This is a genomic window from Paenibacillus taichungensis (assembly GCF_050994985.1).
GTDB lineage: Bacteria > Bacillota > Bacilli > Paenibacillales > Paenibacillaceae > Paenibacillus > Paenibacillus taichungensis.
The window spans coordinates 3,172,776-3,196,991 of sequence record NZ_CP194720.1; the positions used below are offsets into that span (position 1 = coordinate 3,172,776).

Below are 24,216 nucleotides of genomic sequence, written 5' to 3' on the forward strand. Positions count from 1 at the left end.
GCTTGTTTTCGTTTTTTTCGATAGCGTCACATTTCCCAACCAAACCCATATTAATCGGCAATGGGAGGGTCAGTGTGCAGATCCTGATCCGGTTCAGTCAATTTCCATTTGGTAAACGCAACCTCGAACCCGGCACGCTTCGGAGAACAGAGAAACGGGCCTGCTTGCTTGTTCGTCGGATAGGCAAACCTCGCGACCCGAATGGTACGCCAAGGATGCTCATCCGTGCGGGCACGAATAACTACGGCTTCATCATGGTATGAAGCCCGAATGGTAACGATGCGTCCACCCCACTCCGGTACAGGAGAAAGCGACCAATCGGAAAAGCGATCCGTTACGACCGCTCCTACATGAGCCACGCCGTCATTTACTTCTACCCCCGCCTTGATCCATTGATCCTGTCCATGCCAGAGCATTAACCCTGCCTGATCATACAATTCCGTAAATGAACTCAGATCAAATGATACTTCAATTGCCTTGGTTCCATCCCATGAGGCAAGCATGGCATGTCCATTCTGATGGCAGAAACCATAGAAGGTCTTCTCCCAGAAGTCACTGCCCTCCTGTGCCTCCACAATCAGACGGTCACCTTCCGTTCGCGCTTGGACCGGTTCAGTTGTCCATTCGGCATCATGAATCCGATGGAAATTAATTGACATGATTCTTCCCTTCCTTCCACATTCACGTCTTGTAACCTCGTTACTATATAAAATGAACTGAAGACTATAACACTCTGATACTTCAATTGCAGAACCATCTTCCGATCGCTTTTATCCCCAGATTTTTTTGATCCATTTTCAAATGGAAAAATCCGGGGATAAAAGCGGGGCAAATGCTTCCGAAGTAGCTTTCTTACATAAAGCTTTTAGCTCCGCTTCTTCAGATGGGTTCAGCACTTTCCGTTTCGTGTAATCTTCTTTTTACTTTATATAGACACAAATCACAACACATGAGTTCATCTAAAATAAGGAGCCCATATCCGATGCGGCTGTAGGATATGCAAAATTCATGGTGTTTAGCTGATCGGTCGTCAAATCGAACTGAATTGCCATGGCGAACAGGTTAATCAGTTCTTCTGTTTTGCCACCCAATACATGGGCACCCAGGATACGTCCTGTTTCCTTGTCGATTATAACTTTGGCCATGGCAAATTTTTCATTCGTACGTTTATAAGTATACCATTTCGACATGTCATTTACTTTCACCTCGTAGCCCTCTTTTTTGGCCTGCTCCACAGTAAGACCTACAGAACCCAGGGATGGCACGGTAAATACAATGGAGGGCATTACTTTATAATTAGGTTTGTTATGATTGCCTTCAAGCAGATTCAAGGATACGGCGCGTGATTCCTGGCCTGCAAGGGGAGTCAACGGAAGTCCTTCCGTTGCGGTAACATCGCCGGCCGCGTAGACTCTTGGATTGCTTTCGCTCTGCAAGTACTCATTAACGGAGATGCCTTTTTTCGTATAGCTGACATTTCCCTTCTCCAGTTCAAGCCCATCTACATTCGGAATACGCCCTGCTCCGTGAACGACAAGTCCACACTGCCATTGATGATCAGCCCCATTGCGGGTTCCACTGACCACATATGTGTTTCCCTGCTGACGAATCGCCCTCACTTCCGCATTCAAGTGTACGTGAATGCCTACTTCTTCGGATTTTTGCAGCAGCAGGTCCACTAGTTCCGAATCAAACTGTTCCAGTGGCTCTTCGCCTCGATGTATAATATGGACTTCCGTGCCAGCTCTTGCCGCAATATGTGCAAATTCAAAAGCAATGTAACCGCCACCGACCAGAACCAATTTATCCGGCAGCTGTTCCAGATCAAGAAAATCATCGCTGTATTTCAGATGCTCGGCACCATCAATAGGAAGTGGTGCTGGACGCGCACCTGTTGCAATTAGAATATGTTTTCCCTGCAGTATTTCGTCCCCTACACGAACGTGATCTTCGTCAACGAATGAAGCCTTACCATGGAACGTATGCATCCCGGCCTGCTTGAACTTATCCTCACTTGCTCTCGGAATACTCTCCGTAAATGTTCGCTTGAACGCCATAAGTTCCGACCACTGAATAGAAGCGTTACCTTCCACTCCCTTGCCCTTCATTCGTTCATTCCAGTCGATCAGTTCAGCCGCTCCTGCAAGCACTTTTTTGGGATCACAGCCTCGTAATGCACAGGTTCCGCCAAACTCTCGTTCATCAATTACGGCAATTTTCCATCCGGCTTCAGCGCAGCGGGATATAACCGAGCTTGCAGCGCTCCCAGTTCCAATCGCGATCAGATCATAAGGTTGTGTCATGTTAGTTCCTCCTCTTCATGTATAACCGTAAATATCAAACTATAATAACCCTGCTTTTTGCAGATAGTCCGTTGCCACTTGTTCTGGAATCGCTCCATTAACGTTCACTTCGTAATTCATTTGACGCATCTCATCGTCCGTGATTCGGCCTGCAAGTTGATTCAGTACCTCTACCAGCTGCGGATATTGATCTGCCGTTTCTTTGCGGAGCATCGGCGCTCCCTGATATGGCGGGAACAATTCCTGATCATCCTCCAGCACAACGAGTTTATACTGTCTCAGTTCACTGTCTGTGGAGTAAGCATCCAGCAAATTGATATCTCCACGCTGTACGGCTGAATAACGCAGTTTCGGTTCCATTGTGGCCACGTTCGGGAATTTGATGCCATACTTCTTCTGAATACCAACATATCCGTCTTCCCGATCAGAGAATTCCAGTGTGAATCCTGCCTTGATCTGCTGCTGTACCGACTTAAGATCCGATATGGTCTTCAGATTATACTGATCCGCAACCTTCTGAGGCACAGCCAACGTATACGTATTGTTGTAATCCATCGGGTTCAGAAGAACCATATTGAATTGGCTCAACATCCCGTCTCTTGCCTGTTCATACACTTCTGTGCGATCAGTGCTAACTGCGGTTTCCTTCATAAATTCAGATATGGCGGTACCTGTAAATTCCGGATAAATATCAATGTCACCTGATTTCAGTGCATTGAACAGAAATGTGGTTTTCCCCAACCCTGGTTTCAATTCAACCTTCAGATCGGTATCTTTTTCAATGAGCAATTTGTACATATTAATCAAAATCTCCGGTTCGGCACCCAGCTTGCCGGCAATAACCAGATCTTTTTGCCCTCCACGGGAGAGCCAAGGAATCGTGATTACCAGGACGGCCACCAGAGCGAGCGTTCCGAGAGTGACCAGCGTTTTCTTGAATGATAAACGTTGGAACTGACGGAGCAGCACATCAAACAAAATGGCAAGTAATGCGGCTGGGATGGCTCCCAGAGTAATCAATGAAGTATCATTTCGATCAATACCAAGCAAAATGAGTTCACCCAGCCCCCCTGCACCAATCAGGGCAGCAAGCGTGGCTGTACCTACAATCAGAACCATTGCGGTACGAATGCCTGCCATAATGACAGGCATCGCGAGTGGCAGCTCCACTTTGGTCAGACGTTGACGACTGTTCATGCCCATTGCATTTGCTGCCTCGACCATGGAAGGATCAACTTCCGATATGCCCGTATACGTGTTGCGGAGTACCGGAAGCAAGGCATACACTACAAGCGCAATAATCGCAGGAAATGTACCGATACCGAATAACGGAATGAGCAATCCGAGAAGGGCCAGGGACGGGATTGTTTGCAGTACGGCTGTTACCCCAATAATCGGCTCAGCCACTCTTGGTTTACGTGTCAGATAAATGCCCAGCGGGATCGCGATCAGAACGGCAAAGAACAATGCGATAAATGAGATCTGAATATGCTCAAGGAGAGCGGATAATAACTGTCCTTTGCGCTCACTGAACACCTCTGTAAATCTACTCATGCGCTTCACCCCGTTCCTGCAACTGCCCGGACCAGTACTGGATTAAATCGGCTCGACTGACCTGACCTATAATCTGGTGGTCTTTCTCGACCAGTAAATGATCATGAGATGCCATGATTTCCACAAAATCAGGCAGCGTAATCGATACGGGAACAGCCGTTTTGGCCGACTTCGGCACATGTCCAGGTGAGAGCGGTGACATGATCGATTCAAGATCAAATATAGAAATCAGTCGTTCTTGTTCGCCGGAGGTCGTTTGTAATTCATACATCGGGTCGCCTCCACCAGATACAGGCTGTGAACTCCTATCCGGACCAGAACTGCCGACAAAGTCACGTACGAATTCATTGGCTGGTTGCTGGATTAGTTCTTCCGGGGTGCCTACCTGTAACACTTGCCCGTCCTTCATGATGCAGATACGATCACCCAGCTTCATCGCTTCCTGAATATCATGGGTAACAAACACAATCGTCTTCTTCATCTGACGCTGAATATCCAGAATATCGTCCTGTAATTTCTCGCGACTCATCGGGTCAAGTGCACTGAACGGTTCATCCATCAGTACAATTTCGGGATCGGCAGCGAGTGCGCGCAATACACCGATTCTCTGTTGTTGTCCACCAGATAGCTCAGCAGGCTTGCGATCACTGTATGTGGTACCTTTCAGTCCAACCATGTCCAGCAAATTATGTACGCGCTCCTTGATTTGCTCTGACTTCCACTTTCGGAGTTCAGGAACAACAGCAATATTTTCGGCAATTGTCATGTGTGGGAACAGTGCAATCTGTTGCAGCACATATCCGATATTCCAGCGCAATTCATGAATGTTATATTCATCGATAGGCCGTTCGTTAATTCGTACGGTTCCATCTGTCCGCTCGATCAGGCGATTAATCATTTTGAGCATTGTGGTTTTGCCGCAACCGCTCGGACCAATCATGACGAACAGCTCTCCCTTATTAATGTTGAGATTAACCTGACGCAGAGCATGGGTTCCATCAGGGTATTGCTTGGATACATTTTCGAACTGAATCATCCGTTCTCTTCTCTCCTTTTATCAAACATTCATTCTCATCTATTTCCCCAAAAGCGTACGCATATAATCACCGTGCTGGATTGGGTATTATTGTTTCTGTAGAAATTGGAATACGAACGGATACCTGTAAAGGTTGAACAATCAGCAAAAAAGACGGGCCTTCCGGCATCGTCTTCTTGTTATTCAGCAGAATTTGCTTCCAATATTTTTATAATAATTCTTATATCATTTCCCTTAATGCATATGCTGCCTAATAAATTGCTCCAGCGAAACCGGGCTTTGCCCTGTGACTTTCAATACCGTCTCCGTCGTTTGATCTTCTCTTCCTTCCTCACGGATGAATACATCCAGCCCTGCCAGAGCCGTGGCGTAATCTTCTGACATTCCCGCCTGAATCAGGCTATTTCTCAGTTCTGCATCCGACAATGATTCATGCTGAATACGCTGATCCAATAAACGACTAATGATGTCCGCAACTTGCCCATAAGACAATGTCTCTGGCCCCGTAATGATATGAGCTGTATTATGGGGGACAACATCTGTCAGAGCAAAGAAGGCAACTGCTGCGATATCATCTGCGCTGACAAAACCAATTTTACCATCACCAGCAGCACTGTAGATTTTACCCAACTGCTTCATCGTCTCCCGATGCGGTCCCTCTGTAAAGTTCTCCATAAAATAGGAAGGCTGTAGTACAGTCCACTCAGGAGCAAGCTCCTTCAAGCTTTGATGTACTTTGCCAAATATAGGTCCGTCTTCATCAACGGAAGCACTGCCAAGCAAGACGAATCGTTTAACGCCGCTCCATAACGCTTCCTTGATGAACGGAATCATTACGGCTTCCGGGTGCTTGTCCATGACGGGCACGACAAGGTACACATGATCCACATTTTTCAGCGCTGGACCATAAGTGGTTGAATCGTACCAATCAAAAAAGACATAGTTGTCGGCAGAATCAGAAGAAGCTGGTTTCTTTCTCCCTGCCAGACGCACCGGATAGTGGTGCTTCTGAAGCATGGCAACAACGCGGCTTCCTGTCTTTCCATTCGCTCCTGTAATAAGTGTTAAAGGTTTATCGTTGATCATTTTCATTGCCTCCTTCGGTTTGCTTTATGTTCACTTTCCAGACTAATCAGTCTAGAATGGTGAAAAAATAAACGCCCTAAGCGTTCATTTTCAGAAATCCAACCATAATCCTTGCTTATATACTGCTATTAATTCAATACTCTTAATGTTGTACGCACTAGCTCCCGCAACACCTCTGTATTGGCACCGCTCTTGGCCGTGAAGGTCAATGACAGGCGGGAATAATTCAGAAAACGGGAAATACCGGGCAATTCATGCTCGGCATGGTTAAATTCACCGTTTCTATGCCCACGGATAAGCGCCGCAAGAAAAGTATCTTCCATTAGCTTGTTGCTCGCTTGAATAAAGTCGGCAATCTCATGATTTTGGGGTGCTTGTTCCACGGCGCTATTGATAATAAAACATTCATTGCGACGCTCCTCATCCGTCAATACATTAACGGCTTCGTTGAAAAGCTGTTCCATCCCCTGCCTTACACTCGTGCATTCATTCAACAGCTGAATACCCGCCTCTGTTTTCTGTTGAATATAAAATTTAAGGGCAGAGACAAATAAATCATGCTTGGTTCCATAAGTGTCATACAAACTTTGACGTGCAATACCAAGCTCATTCAGCAGTACAGTCAACGAAGTACCTTCATAACCATAGGCTCCAAATACAGCCGTGGCTTTTCTTAGAACACTTTCGGTGTCAAATTCCTTGGCTCTTCCCAATTTCAGACCTCACCTCCCGCTTGATTAAGACAAGAATACACTTTTCCAGACTGATCAGTCAAGAAAATAAATGCTTTGTTTTTTGCCAAAATGGTATAATGACATTAGAAGTTGAATTAATCCATTTACCATTACAATCATGCCAACATATAAAGGAGTGTAGCGATATGCATATTCAAATTACAGATTTGGCTGCTGCGCGATTAACTGAAAGCCTGAATGATCAGCCCGGCTATTTCAAAGTGATCTATGACATGGAAGGTTGTGGCTGTAACGGAATTATCGCCATACTTATCGTGGACGAACCCGAAGATCTGGATGTACAAATTGAAACCAATCTGGTGCCATTCTATGTCGATCCGAAACAACAGTTAAACCTGGAGCAGCACATGAAGCTGGACACGGAACTCAACTATCCTTCCTTCAAACTAAGCAGTGATTCCGGTGTACTCAGCAGCAATGTCCGTGTTCGGGATGCCCGCGCAGTGACGGCTGGAAAATCCGGAAATTCTGTTTCATGCGAGCTTTAATTCAAAAGTTCGTGGCTGAAATAAAGAGTATTTAATTCGCCTATCTATGTATACAGAAAGACTTTGCACAAAAGGTGCAGAGTCTTTTTTTGTGCTCTTTTTCTCGTCAGACAAATAAAAGCTATGAATCTCGCAAACTTTGTTTACAACTCGGAAACAATTGGAGAACCTATGGATATAATCCTCTAGTATACTCGGTATATAGCAAAGCACGAGATTGATATAACCCGAGGAGGAACACACATCATGAAATCTTTTACACGTAAATCCATCGTATCCACGATACTTATAGGTTCTGTCGTAGCAGGCTCAGCATTCACAACGCTGCCCTTCACTAAGGAACTGAATCCGGTCGCATCTGCTGCCAGCTCCAGCTTCACTCAATTCCTGCACGATAATGCACCTGGACGCACAATTAAAACGAGTAGCAGTGGCTTGGCAACGGTAACGAATCTATCAAGTACAGTTGTGCTAGTGAATAAAAAGAGAAACTTGCCTTCAACCTATGCCCCTCAGGATCTGGTTGTTCCTAACATCCCATTTAGCTTCTCCGGCTCCAGTCCGAAAAAGCAAATGCGTAAAGTAGCCTCTACCGCAATTGAGAACTTATTCGCAGCAGCAAAAAAAGACGGCATTGATATCAAAGCCGTGTCCGGTTATCGCTCTTATGCTACCCAAAAATCCATTTTTGACCGTAATGCAAGTATCAAAGGCGAAGCCGTTGCGAATAAAACCAGTGCTCGTCCTGGACAAAGTGAACATCAGACGGGTCTTGCGATGGATATCTCCAGTGCATCAGCGGGATATGATTTGCAACAAAGCTTTGGAAACACCAAGGAAGGCAAATGGCTGAAAGCCAATGCACATAAATACGGATTTATCATTCGTTATGGCAAAGATCAGGAGAAACTGACAGGCTACTCTTATGAGCCATGGCATGTGCGTTATGTTGGCGTGTATATTGCGGGGGAAATTACGAGTCAGAACCTTACACTTGAACAGTACCTGGAGCGCGCCAAATAAACCCGTAGAAATCTGATGACAAAAGGTATTCATTCCACTCTCATATAACTATCGTATGTAAATGACAGATAACTAACAGGACGGGGCCCGATTTCGGGCCCCGTCCTGTTGTTGCATATCTACTACATTTTAATCGTTCTCCAAATCGAATAGATAAGGATCAGTTCAACCACATTGATGTAAAGGTAAAGTTAGATTCATAGCAGACTAAGGTTTACTATTCAGTTCTGTGCTCCATTCCTCTACAGCATCAACAACCTGTTTTAATTGCTGCTCTTCCTCAATCGCTGGATCATTGTCCCCTTTTTGCTTCCCATAAGAGCCAAATTGCCCATGGTTTCCTCCTTCTACACTGACATACAAAGTGTCAGCAGGTAGATTGGTTTTGGCACTTTCCCAAGCTTCTTTATTGAGAACTCCATCTGCTGTACCTGTAATTTGCAAAACAGATAAATCAGTGTCTTTTATGGATCCGCCCTCATCCGCATAAGATGCCAAGAAAAATACACCCTCAAGCTTCTCACTGTGTTCTGAAGCATATCTAGCTGCGAATGAACCTCCTAAAGAGTGTCCCCCAATAACAAATGATTCGTCTGGGTGTTCTTCAAGAAAGGAGTCCGCTTTATTTTGACCGAAAATGGCTAGATTCAGTGGCATTTCCGCAATATATACGCGATGCCCCCGTTGAGCCAGTTCTCTGGCAAATGGTGAGTAGCTTTCCGGTTCTACTAAACCTCCAGGATAAAAAATAATATTCGGTTCGATTACTTTCCCGGTTTGTGGCTCAAATTTATAACCGTCTTTGACCTCTGTTACTTTGACCTGATTATCGTTCTGAAAAGCGAGTTCCGCTTGATTGGAAGGACTGTAGGTTATCGAATTGAGGTATACCAATAAGCCAATGATTACAATTATGATGAGGGAAACTCCCCATATCAATATTTTAGTCCATTTGTTTTTTTTCTCTGTTTTTGCCAAAGTTAAAACCTCTTTCAATCATTATTTTGGATTAGGTTATCATTGATTTGCTGCTTCAGTTCTAGTAAATTATATTTACCGGTAAGTAAAATTACAAGTCTAATCTTATTCAATGGATAAGTTGTCATAAAATATTCACGGAGGTAATGATGAAAATGAATACAGATTCACAACGCTCACCAGGAAGACCGAAACAAGCAGAAGATGATTTACCCGTACAAGAAATAATTCTTCAAACGGCCGCCAAACTCTTTATGGAGCATGGGTACGAACCTGTTTCACTCCAACAAATCGCTAAAGCTTGCAATGTGTCTAAACCATCCATTTATTATCACTTCACCAGTAAACCGGAACTTTTTAAGATCGCGGTTACGACCATGTTTAAACATGTGCACCAAGCTACGTCACGATTATTAAGAGAAGCAGACAATCTGGAAACAGGACTGCTACATGTAGCAGAAGCAAGGTTAGCTAATCCTCATGCGGAGATTGAGACTCTGCTCAAAGATGCGGAGAGATATTTGAGTGAGAAACAGATTGAGGAAATCAGAGTAGCGGAAAATAAAATTTACGTAGAGCTGGCTGATTATTTTAAAGATGCGATGGATAATAACCTGCTTCGAAGCAACAATTCCATGCTTCTCGCGCAAACGTTCTCAACAATGATGGTCATCGGCAATAAGGTAGATACATTAAGAGAATATGATTCCAATTTAAATATAGGTAAGGAGATTGTCGAAATTTTTTTGCGAGGTACAATGGTGAGATGATTAGCCGCCAGACTTATATAAAAATGGCGTTCCTCTCTCCTCGTTCGGGTTGGAGCAGAAGACATGGAGTGTAAAAAAGATGAGACGTGTAGGAGAGGTTGAAGAAGCGCCTGCAAAATGCTAAGGAACCCCAGACACGTTATAACGGGGTTTAGGCCATATGTAACGTTTTGGAGCATTTTAGGAAATAACGTGTCCGGTGTCCCTTGCAATTGAAAAAGAGAGCCAAGGAACCATAAGCCGTCTATTCCTTAAGTAAAAAACATGCTCATGCTTCCTGAACCTTCCTGCCGACCTGTCATTTTTCTGAAAACGACTGGCAGCCTCTTCACACTCTCCGTTCCAGCCCAGGAACCAACGCCAGCAAGAAGTGCATTATGAAACCAAAAAAGTGCAACATTATACGCGATGGTTCCCAGTACCATCTCCACCACCAAAAAACGTTTCAGCGTGGAGGATTCGATGACGTATACCTGAAATTCATTTCGTGACTTTCCAGCTCTGTACCTAGTGATGAATGTTTTCATGAATCACCTCTTCTGTTTTATTTTATCGTATGGCAGGCAGATCTTGTCCTATTCAAAAACAATACTTACATAAAGTAACTTAGTGTGTTATAGTCAGTTCATAAACCATACATAAGCGAGGGAACTACCATGAGTGAATTGGAGAATCTGGTCAAAAACCGTAGATCGGCCGTTATTTTTGAAGAAGGAATTGAGATTCCAGAGTCAGAATTGCAAGAGATGTTTGCTTTGAACAAATTCGCACCTTCCGCCTTTAACCTCCAGCATACGCACTATCTTGTGCTGACGGACCCAGTTCAGAAAGAAAAAGTCTATGAAGCTTCCCAGCAATATAAAGTAAAAACGGCCTCTGCGGTCATTGTTGTCCTCGGCGATGTCAACGCACACCATCACATCCGCACAATCAATGAGGGCCTGCTGAACCTTGGTGCGATGACTCCGTTTCAATACGAGCAAGAATCACAGAGTGTCATCGAATTTTACGAAACGCGGGGAAGGTTCTTCCAGAGAGAAGATGCAATTCGTAATGCTAGCCTGTCAGCGATGCAATTGATGCTTATCGCTCAGGATCGTGGTTGGGACACCTGCCCCATGATTGGCTTCGATGCGGAAGAGTTGCAACGCAGTCTGGATATTCCTGACCATTATGTCCCTGCCATGCTAATTACAATCGGCAAAAAGTCGGAAGCCAAACAACGTCCGCGCGGATACCGCAAACCGATTAACGAATATGTCAGCTTCAACAAAATGCATGCAGAATAACTAAAAGTTATAAACAAAAAAGCCACGTTCTCGTGGCTTTAATACGTTTCATAGATAAGCGCATCAGAAATATCCATTTTTTCGTTAAACGAAGCATACAGATAGAGCCTTCCAGCAGGTGTATCACCCGCATCATAACCTATTCTGAAGCAGCCACCTTCCTCAAATACTACGTCAGCCAGTATCAATCCATTTACATCCTCGTCCGGATGGGCCTTCCCTATAACCTGAAGCGTTTGTTCACATAATTCGTCGAACTGTTTCCAGGCCTCCTCGATCACTGGAGACAACTGGTCCATAGCTGCTTTCGTTGAAGCATCGGTAGTAACGACCAAATTTTGTCCCTTGTACGTCAAGGTAGCTGTATAGCATGACATCGAAACATCATATTGAAAGATTCCTACCCCCGAAATGCTAATGTCCGGTTCAATGATCAGATTGTTCCCAAACTGGATTCTAAGCAATTTGGAGTGGAGTTCAGAATCCAGTTCGGTTAGTTTATTTTCTGAACAATAAAGCTCTTGAAGCCGCTCGTTCTGACTAAAGTCCAACTTTGAGATGTGGTTATTAAAACATCGTACACTTTCCAATTTCGGATTGTTACACGTATCCAGTTCGGTTAGATGATTATGATTGCACCGGATTTCCAGCAAGTTCATGCAGCTTGAGACATCCAGATGTAATATGTAATTGTTGGAGCACTCGAGCCGTTCCAGCAGCTTATTGTGATGCAGTTCGAGCGAAAAAAATGCGTTATAGCTACAGCTAAGTTCCTTCAAAGAAGGATTATGATCCAGGTTCAATCTCGACAGCATATTCCAATGGCACTCCAGCTTCACAAGCTTGGGGTTGTTACTTACATCCAAAGCTCGAAGTCGGTTAAAGCTGCAATTCAGAATCTCCAGCTTCGAATTTTCACTCAAATCTAGTGACAGAAGTAGATTCTCTTTGCAAATCAGCGTTTTCAGGTTTGGATTACGGCTTATTTCCAGCACAGTTAATTGATTATACGAGCAATCCAGCTCTTCCAGCATACTGAAGTGTTCTAAACCCGCCAGACTGGAAAAATTTTGATTCGCGAGTGACAGTGAAGTTACGTTATTGATATCGCTTGACTGAATGGTTCCTCGATTATCGCAGAAATGCACCAGCACCCATTGCTTAAAAAGTTCGTCCGTAAAATCTCGGGTAATATCCATTACAATTCTTCTCCCCCTAACTTCTGCTACGTTCCAAATGTCATGATTATTACTTCAATTCTAAGTGTTTGCTGATGCGGATACAAGAATACCACAAGTCCTACTAACCCATTACCACTGAAAATAGACTTAAAGTCCCACGATCTCTCTTTCCCCAAAAATACATATGAATATTTTTTTATACCATGATAGCATTCGAGATGTAACCCATAATCGTAACGAAAGGAATGAACACCAATGGAATTCCACATCGAAAACCTGACAACATCCCGAATTGCTTATGTACGACAAGTCGGTCCGTATGGTCCTGCTAACAGTCACGCGATGGAAACATTAAAGAACTGGGCAAGATCCCAAGGCCTGCTTACAAGCTCGACCATCTTGTTCGGCATTCCGCAGGATAACCCGGAAACCACCCTCCCCTCTCAATGCAGGTATGATGCATGTATTGTCATATCAGAGGATTACTGCCTGGATGAGTCGACTCCCCAACTTGAAGAAGCTGAACTTCCTGGCGGGCAATATCTGGTTTGCAAAGTCAAACACACAGCAGAAGATGTGCAGCAAGCCTGGACCGAGATTTTCCCGTATTTGCAGAGCAATGGTTGTACCATGGACAACAAACCCATCTTGGAAAGGTATGCCGGTGATCTGCTTCTTCTGGATTTTTGCGAAATATGTGTACCCGTTAAGCCGCTATAAATTATTCATAGTTGTTGAGGATGCCAAAAAGAACGAAGGCGACTTCAATGTTGAAGTCGCCTTTGTTTCTAACTTATTTCCTTGTTTTCACCAATTAAAATGCCCAGTTCCCTTTGCGGAATACAGGTTCCACCGTACCATCCTGCAACTCACCATCAATGTCGAGCTCTGCGGAGCCGATCATAAAGTCCACATGGGTCAGACTCACGTTACATTCATGTTTCAGCAATTCCTCATTAGACATCGTTGTACCATCTTTCATGTTGAACGGGTATGCACTGCCGACAGCCAGATGGCAGGATGCATTCTCATCAATACCGGTATTATAGAAAATACGATTCAAGTTGGAAATTGGGGAATCATGCGGCACCAAAGCCACTTCTCCAAGATAACGTGCACCTTCATCGGTGGCAAACAGGTTTTTCAGATGCTCTTCACCCGAAGCTGCTGTAAACGCAACAACCTGTCCATCCTTAAACGTAATTCTCATCTGATCTACAAGTTGTCCATTCAGATTCAGCGGCATCGTGCTGCTGACAAATCCGTTGACTCCACTGCGCTTCGGCATTGTAAATACTTCTTCTGTCGGCATGTTCGCAACGGTATACACACCTTGCTTGTTTTCGCTACCGCCGCCACCCCAAATATGGTTGTTCACCAGTTCGATTTTCAAATCCGTTCCGGGTGCACGGTAGTGCAGGCTTTTATAATTTTTCTTGTTCAGCAAATCACTCATGGCATTCAGGGTGTCCAGATGTTTTTTCCAGTTCTGAATAGCGTCTCCGCCATCGACACGGTTCATTTTGAAGATGGTTTCCCACATGACGTTAATGCGATCTTCCTCTGGAATGTCGGCAAACACTTTGTTCGCCCACGCCTTGGTTGGCGCTTTGATCAGACACCAGCTAATTTCGTGGTTACGCGTATATTTCGAATATCCGCGACGTGCATGAGCCGCCGCTTTGGTTGCACGCGACACGTTGTCGGAATTGATGCCTTTGTACAATTCAGGGTCAGGTACTTTGATCGTGAGCGTAGCGCCGCCTGCTTCTGCAAACTTCTCCATCATTTCCGCCTTCCAGGCCGGGTAATAATCGAAGCTATCATCAGAGCCATGTTCAAAACGACTGCGTGTAATATCGTCATCATCAAAATCAACCTGTACATACTTGGCGCCAGCCGCATACGCTTTTTGCACGATCAGACGGGTGAATTCCAATGTTTCGATGGGTGCCGTTACGAGCAGATCCTGGCCTTTCTGAATATTTACGCCGACTTTGACAACCAGCTCTGCGTATTGTTCCAACGATTTTTCGAAGGTTTGTTCAAAATTACTCATGGTTGTGTTCACTCCTATTTCATATTTAAACGAGTATTGTTGCACAATGATTTGAGATCTGCCCAGTGGCCGTTACAGTGAAGGATCGTTCTTTCGAGCACTGTTTTTCATTTAAGCCTTGCGTTTTTCTTGCTCACGCAGCTCGATCCGGCGGATTTTACCGGAGTTTGTTTTTGGCAAATCGGCTACAAACTCGATTTTGCGTGGATATTTGTAGGGTGCTGTCCATTCCTTCACATGGTTTTGCAGTTCGCGCGCCAGTTCTGGTGATGCGAGAGACTCGTCTCTCAGCACTACAAATGCTTTCACTACGTTACCACGGATCTCATCAGGACTTGCTACGACCGCACATTCCTTCACGCTGGCGTGTTTCATCAGCGCTTCTTCCACCTCAAACGGTCCAATCGTGTAACCTGAGCTGATGATGATATCGTCACTGCGACCTTCAAACCAGAAGTAGCCTTCTTCGTCTTTACGTGCGCGGTCACCTGTTACAAAATAATCCCCACGCTGATTCGCTTCCTTCCGTCCCTCATCCTGATAATAGGCACGGAACAAGGCTGGCATGTCCTTATGCACGGCAATATCGCCTACTTCACCGGCAGGTACAGGTTGTCCCTCTTCATTGACGATCTCAATAAGACCTGGTGTAATGGACTGCCCCATAGAACCGATTCGTACGGGAGCCTCTTTTAAACTGCCGATCAGCAGCGTGCTCTCGGTTTGTCCATATCCGTCCCGAATCGTCAGGTCAAAGTGACGCTGGAAAATTTCAATTACTTCCTGATTCAACGGCTCACCAGCAGACACGGCGCTACGCAGTGCGGACAGATCATGGTGACCCAGATCGTCTGCTTTGGCCATTAACCGATATTCCGTCGGCGTACAGCACAAGACGTTGATCTGATGCTCCTGCAACAATTCCAGATAACGTTTCGGTTGGAATGATCCATTATAAACCAGTCCGGTCGCCCCTCTTCCGAGTACAGACAGGAACGGACTCCAGATCCATTTTTGCCATCCAGGTGCTGCCGTTGCCCATACCGTATCCGAAGGCTGAATATCCAGCCATAACGATGAAGCGATCCGCAAATGAGCGTAACCCCAACCATGACTATGTACCACGCCTTTTGGATTGCCAGTCGTACCGGAGGTATAAGCGAGAATAGCCATATCGTCACGATGTGTTTCCACCGCAGCCATCGTATCGGATTGGCCTTGCATTAACTGGAGTACATTGACCCAGCCTTCTCCAGGTACGCTATTATCACCATTTGGTGATGCAACGATGCGGTGTGCCAATGCTGGCAGATCTGCATTTATCTTTTCAACTTCAGCAGTCGTCTCGGACCAGACAATGACAGCCCGGGCATCGGAATGCCGAAGACGATACTCCAGATCTTTCGCACGCAGCATTTCGGAAGAAGGAATAACAGCAATGCCCAGTTTCAGACAGGCAATGTATATAACATAGGCAATAATTCGGCGTGGTACCATGACCAGCACCCGGTCGCCCTTCTCCAAACCAAGATCACGCAAGCCTCCAGCAAAACGATTTGCCTGCTTCAGTAACTCACCATAAGTGATCTCTTCCAATTCTTTATGATCGCTTAGCCATCTAAGTGCAACCCGATCCGACGGGTGATTCTCCATCTCGGATGTCAGGTTATAGGTTTCAGGCGAAATCCACTGTTGAAAATTCAAATGGAGCCTCTCCTTCATATTTCAAATGTATAGCATCTATATATTATACCCTAAATCCTAGGACCTGGTGCTATGATATGAAATAGTTTAAGAAAAAAATAAACACAGGTCAATTAAGACGAAGTTCCAAAAGGTGTTTCTTTACATATAAAGAAGATAAGTAAGACAAAAAAAGGTGTCCTCCCGACCACAGGAAGACACCTTAGTTATCCCAACATATCTATAAAATATAGATTGATTTAATCATTGTAGACATGACTCTGAATTTCCAGAGTCGTTTCTCTGCGTTCAATCTTACCAAGCGTAGTTCCCGATGCCATCCAAGATGCTTTCGACTTCACTCAGCTCTTCCGTCGTCAGGTCTGGTGCCTGAAGTGCGGCTACGTTTTCTTCGATCTGGGACACACGGCTTGCGCCGATCAGAGCAGAAGTAACTCGGTTGCTACGCAAAATCCAGTTCAGCGCCAACTGGGAGATCGTTTGACCTCTACGTTCGGCAACCGCCTGAAGTGCTTCGAACTTGGCGATCCGTTCGTCCGTATAGGCTTCTTTTCTCAGATTGCCTGTTGGGTTAGCGCGCTCTTCCTTGATCTTGTCCACATACTTATTCGTCAACTGACCGCGGCCAAGCGGACAGAATGCAATTGATCCTACGCCGTGCTCATCCAGTACATCCTGCAATCCATCCTCAATCCAGCGATTCAGCATCGAATAATTTGGCTGGTGAACCAGACAAGGTGTTCCGAGACGACGCAAAATAGTAACTGCTTCTTTGGTCTGTTCAGCATCATAGTTGGACAAGCCTACATACAGAGCTTTACCCTGTCTAACGATATGATCCAGCGCAGTCATCGTTTCTTCGAGCGGTGTTTCCGGATCTGGACGGTGATGATAGAAAATATCTACGTAATCCAGTCCCATCCGGCTCAGACTTTGGTCCAGACTGGCAATGAGGTTTTTGCGGGAACCCCATTCACCGTATGGACCGTTCCACATATGATAACCTGCCTTGGTGGAGATGAGCAGTTCGTCGCGGTAAGGACGCAGATGTTTTTTGAGAATGACACCAAAATTCTCTTCGGCTGATCCTGGAGGTGGTCCATAGTTGTTGGCCAAGTCGAAATGGTTAATCCCCAGATCGAATGCGCGCAGAATCATCTCTTCCTGAATATCCAGGGTGCGATTTCCACCGAAGTTTTGCCATAAGCCTAGTGCTATTTGCGGCAGCTTAATTCCGGTTTTGCCAGAGCGGGCATACTTCATTTCACTGTATCGTTGTTCACTCGCAGTATAAGGCATCGTTAATCTCTCTTTTCCTGTAAAAGTTATTGAATACCCTTTCATCTTAGACACTTTCCATGTAAAACGATATGGCATTTCACTACAACGATATGGAAAAATGATTGGTATCTTCATCAAATGATATTTATAAAACGATTCCTTTTCACCTTTTATATGTTAAAATGCAAGTTATAACGACCTCATAACAGGAGTGAATAGCCTTGATTACGTATATGTGCAAAAACAATCACTTTCAGGAGCTGCAGCTCCTTCATTACGGCACAGAAGCTTGCGCACCCTGTCACCACTTCGGCCCGGCCATGCGCGATTATTACAAAATCCATTATATTTTGGACGGCAAAGGCACCTTCGAAGTCGGAGGCAAAAAGGTTACGCTGCACAAAGGACAGGGGTTCCTCATCGTGCCCCATTCTGTCGTTCATTATGAAGCAGATCAGGATGATCCGTGGGAGTATAGCTGGGTTGCTTTCCAAGGAAGCACCTGCCCTTCGTTATTGCAGCAGGCTTGCCTGTCTGAGCACCATCCGATCTTTGAGATGGGCAATGAAGATGACGAGATGCGCTCCTGCCTGCACCGCATGATTAGCTCTCGCAACACCCATAAGGGGTGGGAGATTAGCATGACGGGATTACTCTTTCAGTTTTTCTCCATTTTGATTGATCGAGCCGGTGAGGACAGACCTATTCCACTCCAAGACTATACGAAAGAAACCTATGTCACTCAGGTGATGGATTTCATTGAGATTAATTATGCCAATACCATAACCGTACAGTCCATTGCGTCTCATGTTGGCTTGCAGCGCAGTTACTTATGCTCTCTCTTCAAAGACAAGATGGGCACCAGCATTCAGTCTTATTTGGTCAATTACCGCATGCGCAGGGCGGCTGAGCTGACGCTGGACCCGGCTTTGACCATTGGGGATATCTCCCGTTCCGTTGGATATGCCGACCAGCTGCTTTTCTCGAAAATGTTCAAAAAAGTTATGGGCGAAGCCCCTACGTATTATCGCAAACACAAAACAGCACCTTCCCATTTATGCAGCTAATGGGAAAGTGCTGTTTTTGTATTTTTACACAGGGTATCACTACCTGCCTATGACTGAATTCCATTCGTTCCTTCTGCTTTAAACCTGCTCCTGCATGGTCACGCCTACCACTTGAACTTTAATTTCATTGACCATAATGCCTGTTAATTGCTCGACAGCTTGCTGCACATTATGTTGAAGTTCCTGACAGACTTCATGCATCTTTCTGCCAAATTGAACATTGATTCGCAGTTGGATAGATGCCTGATCATCTTTGATTTCAACGTCAATTCCTTTCTGCAAGCTCTTTCCGCTGATACTCTTGGCGATTCCTTCGGTAAGACCAACAGACATGGAGGATATTCCCTCTGTAGTTTGAGCGGCCATGCCGACAATTTTGGATACTACATCATTGGAAATATGAATGGCGCCCATTTGAACAGATTGTGGCTCAATATACTCAGGTTCAGTGTATGGTTGTGGGATGATTTCAGACATGATTTCCACTCCTTCTATATCATTTATAAATGTTTAAGCATTCTGCCATTTGTCCTTGAAGAATAGCTGATAGATTCGAACCAAAATAATTTTAACGATCATGTAGACAGGGATGATAATTAGAATGGCAATTATGCCGCCCAGGTCCCCTGCACCCAGCACCAATATAATGGTGGTAAGCGGATGAATATCGAGTTTTTTGCCGAATACATACGGTGCAACCAGATTATCCTGAATTTGCTGTGCTACCAGAATAATAATGAGTGACCAGATTGCAACCGAAGGGGATACCACCAGTCCCATAATGACAATAGGAACGGAGGACAGAATCGCCCCGATAAACGGAACAAAGTTCATAATGACCGCAATTACGGTTAACAGCAGTGCATACGGGAGACCAATGATCAGGAAACCAATATACATCAGCACGCCCAAAGCCAGATTCACGAGAACTCGTCCCACGATAAAGCCGCTTAACGCCTGATCGATCTCAAGTACCACGTCACGACTGTCTTTTTGGAAGCGTTTTGGTGCAATGTGCACCAGCTTACGACCAAATTTCTCGCCCTGCTTCAACATGTAGAACAATATGATCGGGAAAGTGAACAGAACAATCGCAAAGCTTGAGATGAGTGAGAAGAATCCACTCACATAGTTTGTTACAAAGGTAAAGCCTTTGTTAATGTAATCCGTGATCTGCGAAAACGGGGTCGATCCTTCCGGGAACATAGCTGTAATGACACCGTTCTGCTCCAGCTCTTTAAGCTGCAAACTCAGTGAATTGATTAAATTTGGTGCGTTTTCTACCAGGTTGATCAACTGCTCGCGTAGGGAAGGCCATAGTCCTATAATAAACAGGGCGAACAGTATACCAAACACCAGATAGATCAGCAAAATGCTAAGTGTGCGATTCAGCTTCTTTTTTTCCATGTAATTGACGAGCGGCCGCAGCAGATAATAAAAGAATACGGACAGCATCATCGGCACGGTAATTACCGTAAGCATGGTAACAAGCGGTTGGAAAATAAAGCTGACACGTGATAACAGATAGATATTAATCAGTATCAGTGCCAGTGCAATACTGAAACGTACAAACGAATTTACTTTGAACAAAAAGTTTCCCCTCCACTTAACCTTTTCTATATGAGCATTTTGCAAATGGTGATCAGAATGACAAAATGTTTATATCAACCTTACCCTTTATGTCGGTCCTTTATTTCGGAATCTGTATAGTGAACACCGTCGTCTCCCGTCCACGACGGGAAAGTGTTAATCGTCCACCCATTTTCTCGGTGTTCCGCCGCGCAATTGCCAGTCCAAGCCCTGTACCCCCGGTTCCCGTACGAGCCTCATCCCCGCGCACAAATGGATCAAAGATGGTTGCCCATAACTCTTGAGGGATACCCACACCGGTATCAGCAACCTCGATAACCACATGGTTGTCCAGTGGGATTAGCTCCACACGCAGCTCCGTCCCCCGCGGGTTGTAGGACAAGGCATTTGTAATCAGGTTCTGAATCACTCTGGACAACAGCTCCGGATCATACCTTGCATAGATCTCTTCATCAGGAACGAGCACATGCAGGCCAAAATGATTCTGCTCAATCTCACCATACGTATCAGCCATAATCTCACGTACAAATTCGCCGATTTCCCGCTGTTGAATATGCATACGGAAGTCAGGTGAATCCACTTTGAGCAATTCCAGCATGTTCTGAATCATACGCGCGACCTGAACGGACTTGTTGTAGATATATCCCAGATATCGCTGCTGCCTGTCCTTATCTTCCCCTCGCCCTTCCACCAAAGCCTGGGCGTATCCTTGAATACTCGTGATCGGGGTCTTGAGATCATGCGACAAATCCACAATTAATCGCTGTTTGCTCTCTTCGGCATAACGTTTCTCCGCAGATGTATTCTCAATGACGTCCGCCATATAATTGAAGGTTTCTCCAATCTGGACAAATTCCCTCTCTGCCGAGATGGACATGCGTGTACTATAATTTCCCTGGATCATCTGGGTAAGACCTAGAGAGAGAATACTCAGCGGCTTTTTGATTCGACGGGCGACCCAGTAGCTGTATACAAATATCAGCAGCAAGACCAATCCGATCCCGATCATAATGTAGAACGATAACGGATGCTTCAAATTGGTAATCAGCTGATTATCATTAATTCGTACACTGACCAAGTCACGAGGAATCTTCAGCAAAACGTACTTTGCAGCTCCCTCTGTTGAAAGCGGACTAATGGAGTAATAGTAAGGCTGTTCATTTCGGTTTTCGAGTCCTGCATACAGCTCAGCTTCACTGTATTGAGTGAACGTATCCTGCTTGTCCCCGATATAACGAATGACCTTCCGCTCCGCATCCAGCACTTCAATCCATCCCCCACTGTCCTTGAGACGCTGAATCTCGGTATTATTGGCCTCATCGGAACTTCCGGACAGCCACTCGTTCTCCAGTTCTGTCACATACACATGTGCCTCCACATTCAGATCAGGATCCACCACCTGATCCGAAATGCGGAAATCGACCACATCCAGATTAATGATAATGTACACGATGGCTACCAGTAACAACAAAAAGAAGTTAAACAGCAAAAAGTCCAGTGTCAGGGACGTTTGCAATAGTCTCTTTTCTCTAGCTTTCCATGGGCGCTTCAATTTTGTATCCCAGTCCCCTTATCGTTTTTAAATATTCCGGTTGCCTGGAGTCGCGCTCGATCTTTTCCCGAATGTTACTGATATGTACCATTATCGTGCTGTCCTCATGAGCGTAATAATCTCCCCAGACGGCTTCGTATATTTTTTTACGGGTGAAGACACGGCCTGGCTGCTCAAGCAGAAGCTCCACAATTTTGTACTCTGTTGAGGTCAATGTCACAGGTTTATCCGAGCGAAAAAGGATACATTGGGATCGATCAAGCCTGAGCTCACCCAGCTCAAGATTTAACTCCTTAGCAGCAGGCACGTCAGGTGCATCAAATTGATTGACTCTTCTGAGCAAAGCTTCCACTCTGGCGACAATTTCCAAAGGATTGAAAGGTTTGGAGATGTAGTCGTCTGCACCCAGTCCGAGTCCAAGGATTTTGTCATGGTCCTGGCTTTTGGCCGACAGGAACAGAACAGGCATATGATGTGTGGACCTGATTTGTTTGATCAACTGGAGTCCATCCATCACAGGCATCATAATATCCAGTATGACCAGATCAATCTGAGTTGAACGGATACACTCTAGCGCCTCTACTCCATTAACGGCTGTCACAATGTTGTAGTCCTTCTCGAGGTACAGCTGAAGCAGTTCCACAATTTCGGGTTCGTCATCTGCAATTAATAGTGTGTATCTCATGCGAATCCTCTCATTCCTATTTCAATAAATTCAGTTTTCATTCAAATTCGTATCCGTACATTCCATTTGTTATTGCTCATATGTCTATACGTTACTACTATATACTACGTCTCTTAAATCAATCTAAACCATTTCTAAAGATAACCTAAATAAAAAGCCCGGGCATCAGGGCCAGAGCTTCAAATATAAAGCTAAAATAAGTAAAGTTTCAGTACCATTCATCACTTGCTACGTAACCAGGGTTCAACCCGGGCATATAATCGGTCCTTATCATATTGCACATACTGACTCGCCCGATTACGTACCGGGTCACCGGCATAGAAACGTTCATACAGATCATGTCTGGCTCCCAGCGGACTTCCTGTCAGCTCCCAGGCGAGCTGGAATAACCGAATCTTCTCTGGTGCCTGCATCGTTACGCCTCCAAGATACTTGTTCATCATGGGGCTGATACTTCCTTCGAGCTCCAGCTTCCCGGAAGGGATCTGAATAAGGCCACCTGCAGCAATAGTCTTCAAAATCTCAACAGCGCGCGGGTAATAACGGTTCCCCAGATTACGGGCTGTTTCAATATATTTGAATGATGGTAGCCAGTTCCCATGAACATCCGGCGCAGCTTGTGCCTCGGATGCGATGATGAGTCCTTCAATCGTATGCATCTGGCTGATCATCTCCCCAAGCTGTTCCTGTACATTCAGGAAGGCATCCACTCCAATCTCCTTGGCAATGGAAAACGTGATGGCTGTAATGAATTCCAGCTTCGAATGCAGCCGAATAATGCTCTGATGGTAAGCCAGACTGGAGGATGCCACGTTGCAGCGAATCTGCCATACCGCTTCCGGATTGTTGTGAAGCAGTACACGCTCCCAAGGTACAAATACATCGTCAAAAAATAATACAGCATCCATCTCATCATACTGACTACTGAGCGGATGAGCAGTATCTGAATCTAATGTTGCAAAAGATTCTCTACATACCATATGTAATCCTGGACTTCCTGCTGCCACAATAACCATATGCGCGAGTTCCGGGCGATGTCCAGGAATGCGCTGAATCGGATATGCAATGATATCGTCCGCATATGGAGCAGCGGTCGCCACCATCTTCGCCCCACGGAGGACAACACCCTCTGTATTGGTACGAATGATTTGAAGCATCGCATCTTCATCTTCCCCTACGGGCAGAGCACGATTAATTTGCGGGTCACGCTGGACAATGGTCAGGAAGGCATCCTTCCGTTTTGCCTCATCATAATAGGCAGCGATTTTACCTCCATATGCCGGGTCATATGCAGCCATCGCATCCCGTGTGGCATACCATCCGGTCAGGCGGGATCGGGCATAATCCGAGAGACGGCTCATTACCCCGTAGGTGCGATCAGACCACAATCGAAAGGCTGCCGCCCTGCTGCTGATCTCCTGAGCATTGCGGGGTACTCGAAAAGCCTGATGTACATATCCATTCGTCTGCTCATCCCAATAAGCCACTGTTTCTCTCGTGTCCGCACCATCCACCAGATTGAACAGACTTTCAATCGTTTGTAAAGTTCCCCGGAAGGCAGAATGCTCTGTTACGCGAATACGCTCTCCATCCAGCCATACATTCCGTTCATCGTTCAAGCGTTGCAGATAAGCTTGTCCACGGGACATCGTTATGCTCAATGTAATCCTCCTTCTCGGTTAGAAAGGCTAGGAAACTCAATGTTGATATTGTTTTTAATCATTTCGAAACTTAAGTTATACCAAAACGATACATATTGTATCTATTGAAATAGTACTTTGCTTTGGAGGAAAAAGTCAACAGACACCGAACCTA

Annotated in this window: 23 protein-coding genes; 6 read left to right on the plus strand and 17 right to left on the minus strand. The window is 45.2% G+C overall.

Annotated features, from left to right (window positions below; genetic code table 11):
• Positions 1-50: 50 nt before the first annotated feature.
• From ACR1R9_RS13995 to ACR1R9_RS14020, 6 genes are all read right to left on the minus strand, one after another.
• The gene (locus ACR1R9_RS13995) at positions 51-659 is read right to left on the minus strand and encodes a DUF1349 domain-containing protein (protein WP_433923382.1); all 609 of its coding nucleotides are present in this window, start codon (positions 657-659) and stop codon (positions 51-53) included.
• A 300-nt stretch (positions 660-959) separates the two neighbouring features.
• Entirely contained in the window at positions 960-2,303 is a 1,344-nt protein-coding gene (locus ACR1R9_RS14000) for a dihydrolipoyl dehydrogenase family protein (protein ID WP_310852802.1), read from the minus strand.
• Between the two features lie 39 nt (positions 2,304-2,342).
• Positions 2,343-3,857, minus strand: coding sequence for an osmoprotectant update ABC transporter permease/substrate-binding subunit OpuFB (gene opuFB, locus ACR1R9_RS14005; protein WP_433923381.1), 1,515 nt, complete (start codon positions 3,855-3,857; stop codon positions 2,343-2,345).
• Positions 3,850-4,893, minus strand: coding sequence for an ABC transporter ATP-binding protein (locus ACR1R9_RS14010; RefSeq protein ID WP_433923380.1), 1,044 nt, complete (start codon positions 4,891-4,893; stop codon positions 3,850-3,852). The genes opuFB and ACR1R9_RS14010 overlap by 8 nt, the downstream gene beginning before the upstream one ends.
• A gap of 234 nt (positions 4,894-5,127) precedes the next feature.
• On the minus strand, positions 5,128-5,979 hold the full coding sequence (locus ACR1R9_RS14015) for an NAD(P)H-binding protein (protein ID WP_411835976.1): 852 nt from the start codon (positions 5,977-5,979) through the stop codon (positions 5,128-5,130).
• Positions 5,980-6,107: 128 nt separating this feature from the next.
• Positions 6,108-6,692, minus strand: a complete 585-nt coding sequence (locus ACR1R9_RS14020; RefSeq protein WP_326064436.1) for a TetR/AcrR family transcriptional regulator — start codon at positions 6,690-6,692, stop codon at positions 6,108-6,110.
• Positions 6,693-6,859: 167 nt separating this feature from the next.
• On the opposite strand from ACR1R9_RS14020, the gene ACR1R9_RS14025 reads away from it, so the two are divergent.
• Both ACR1R9_RS14025 and ACR1R9_RS14030 read left to right on the plus strand, forming a co-directional pair.
• Positions 6,860-7,222: an iron-sulfur cluster biosynthesis family protein gene (locus ACR1R9_RS14025; RefSeq protein ID WP_310852799.1), complete on the plus strand. Its 363-nt coding sequence runs from the start codon at positions 6,860-6,862 to the stop codon at positions 7,220-7,222.
• Between the two features lie 246 nt (positions 7,223-7,468).
• On the plus strand, positions 7,469-8,245 hold the full coding sequence (locus tag ACR1R9_RS14030) for a M15 family metallopeptidase (protein WP_433923379.1): 777 nt from the start codon (positions 7,469-7,471) through the stop codon (positions 8,243-8,245).
• 207 nt (positions 8,246-8,452) lie between these two features.
• On the opposite strand, the gene ACR1R9_RS14035 is transcribed toward ACR1R9_RS14030, so the two are convergent.
• On the minus strand, positions 8,453-9,223 hold the full coding sequence (locus ACR1R9_RS14035) for an alpha/beta fold hydrolase (RefSeq protein WP_076291058.1): 771 nt from the start codon (positions 9,221-9,223) through the stop codon (positions 8,453-8,455).
• Between the two features lie 155 nt (positions 9,224-9,378).
• Between ACR1R9_RS14035 and ACR1R9_RS14040 the strand changes: the two genes are divergently transcribed.
• Complete coding sequence (locus tag ACR1R9_RS14040) at positions 9,379-9,993, plus strand: TetR/AcrR family transcriptional regulator (protein ID WP_433923378.1); 615 nt, start codon at positions 9,379-9,381, stop codon at positions 9,991-9,993.
• A 251-nt stretch (positions 9,994-10,244) separates the two neighbouring features.
• On the opposite strand, the gene ACR1R9_RS14045 is transcribed toward ACR1R9_RS14040, so the two are convergent.
• On the minus strand, positions 10,245-10,520 hold the full coding sequence (locus ACR1R9_RS14045; protein ID WP_326064438.1) for a hypothetical protein: 276 nt from the start codon (positions 10,518-10,520) through the stop codon (positions 10,245-10,247).
• Positions 10,521-10,649: 129 nt separating this feature from the next.
• Between ACR1R9_RS14045 and ACR1R9_RS14050 the strand changes: the two genes are divergently transcribed.
• Positions 10,650-11,282, plus strand: coding sequence for a nitroreductase family protein (locus ACR1R9_RS14050; RefSeq protein WP_090805861.1), 633 nt, complete (start codon positions 10,650-10,652; stop codon positions 11,280-11,282).
• A 38-nt stretch (positions 11,283-11,320) separates the two neighbouring features.
• Here the strand turns inward: ACR1R9_RS14050 and ACR1R9_RS14055 are convergent, their stop codons facing one another.
• A complete protein-coding gene (locus ACR1R9_RS14055) occupies positions 11,321-12,481 on the minus strand; it encodes a leucine-rich repeat domain-containing protein (protein ID WP_326064439.1) in 1,161 nt (386 codons plus the stop codon).
• 237 nt (positions 12,482-12,718) lie between these two features.
• Here ACR1R9_RS14055 and ACR1R9_RS14060 point away from each other — a divergent pair, with 237 nt between their 5' ends.
• Entirely contained in the window at positions 12,719-13,183 is a 465-nt protein-coding gene (locus ACR1R9_RS14060; RefSeq protein ID WP_076291054.1) for an AraC family transcriptional regulator, read from the plus strand.
• A 94-nt stretch (positions 13,184-13,277) separates the two neighbouring features.
• Here ACR1R9_RS14060 and ACR1R9_RS14065 read toward each other — a convergent pair whose 3' ends face one another.
• The 3 genes from ACR1R9_RS14065 to ACR1R9_RS14075 all read right to left on the minus strand — a co-directional run bounded on the left by ACR1R9_RS14065 (position 13,278) and on the right by ACR1R9_RS14075 (position 17,525).
• A complete protein-coding gene (locus tag ACR1R9_RS14065) occupies positions 13,278-14,522 on the minus strand; it encodes an aminopeptidase (protein ID WP_099852643.1) in 1,245 nt (414 codons plus the stop codon).
• Positions 14,523-14,633: 111 nt separating this feature from the next.
• Positions 14,634-16,244 (minus strand): acyl-CoA synthetase MbcS, encoded by a 1,611-nt coding sequence (mbcS, locus tag ACR1R9_RS14070; RefSeq protein WP_433956451.1) that lies wholly within the window; start codon positions 16,242-16,244, stop codon positions 14,634-14,636.
• A 276-nt stretch (positions 16,245-16,520) separates the two neighbouring features.
• Positions 16,521-17,525, minus strand: a complete 1,005-nt coding sequence (locus tag ACR1R9_RS14075; protein ID WP_099852647.1) for an aldo/keto reductase — start codon at positions 17,523-17,525, stop codon at positions 16,521-16,523.
• A 203-nt stretch (positions 17,526-17,728) separates the two neighbouring features.
• Between ACR1R9_RS14075 and ACR1R9_RS14080 the strand changes: the two genes are divergently transcribed.
• A complete protein-coding gene (locus tag ACR1R9_RS14080) occupies positions 17,729-18,574 on the plus strand; it encodes an AraC family transcriptional regulator (protein WP_433923377.1) in 846 nt (281 codons plus the stop codon).
• A gap of 78 nt (positions 18,575-18,652) precedes the next feature.
• Here the strand turns inward: ACR1R9_RS14080 and ACR1R9_RS14085 are convergent, their stop codons facing one another.
• The 5 genes from ACR1R9_RS14085 to ACR1R9_RS14105 form a co-directional block, all read right to left on the minus strand.
• The gene (locus ACR1R9_RS14085; RefSeq protein WP_433923376.1) at positions 18,653-19,051 is read right to left on the minus strand and encodes an Asp23/Gls24 family envelope stress response protein; all 399 of its coding nucleotides are present in this window, start codon (positions 19,049-19,051) and stop codon (positions 18,653-18,655) included.
• A gap of 33 nt (positions 19,052-19,084) precedes the next feature.
• A complete protein-coding gene (locus tag ACR1R9_RS14090) occupies positions 19,085-20,164 on the minus strand; it encodes an AI-2E family transporter (RefSeq protein WP_076291048.1) in 1,080 nt (359 codons plus the stop codon).
• Between the two features lie 100 nt (positions 20,165-20,264).
• Positions 20,265-21,716 carry a HAMP domain-containing sensor histidine kinase gene (locus tag ACR1R9_RS14095; RefSeq protein ID WP_076291047.1) on the minus strand — a complete coding sequence of 484 codons (1,452 nt, stop codon included), beginning with the start codon at positions 21,714-21,716 and terminating at the stop codon, positions 20,265-20,267.
• The gene (locus ACR1R9_RS14100; RefSeq protein ID WP_433923375.1) at positions 21,694-22,401 is read right to left on the minus strand and encodes a response regulator transcription factor; all 708 of its coding nucleotides are present in this window, start codon (positions 22,399-22,401) and stop codon (positions 21,694-21,696) included. The genes ACR1R9_RS14095 and ACR1R9_RS14100 overlap by 23 nt, the downstream gene beginning before the upstream one ends.
• A 221-nt stretch (positions 22,402-22,622) precedes the next feature.
• The gene (locus tag ACR1R9_RS14105; RefSeq protein WP_433923711.1) at positions 22,623-24,050 is read right to left on the minus strand and encodes a 4-hydroxyphenylacetate 3-hydroxylase family protein; all 1,428 of its coding nucleotides are present in this window, start codon (positions 24,048-24,050) and stop codon (positions 22,623-22,625) included.
• Between the last annotated feature and the right edge of the window lie 166 nt (positions 24,051-24,216).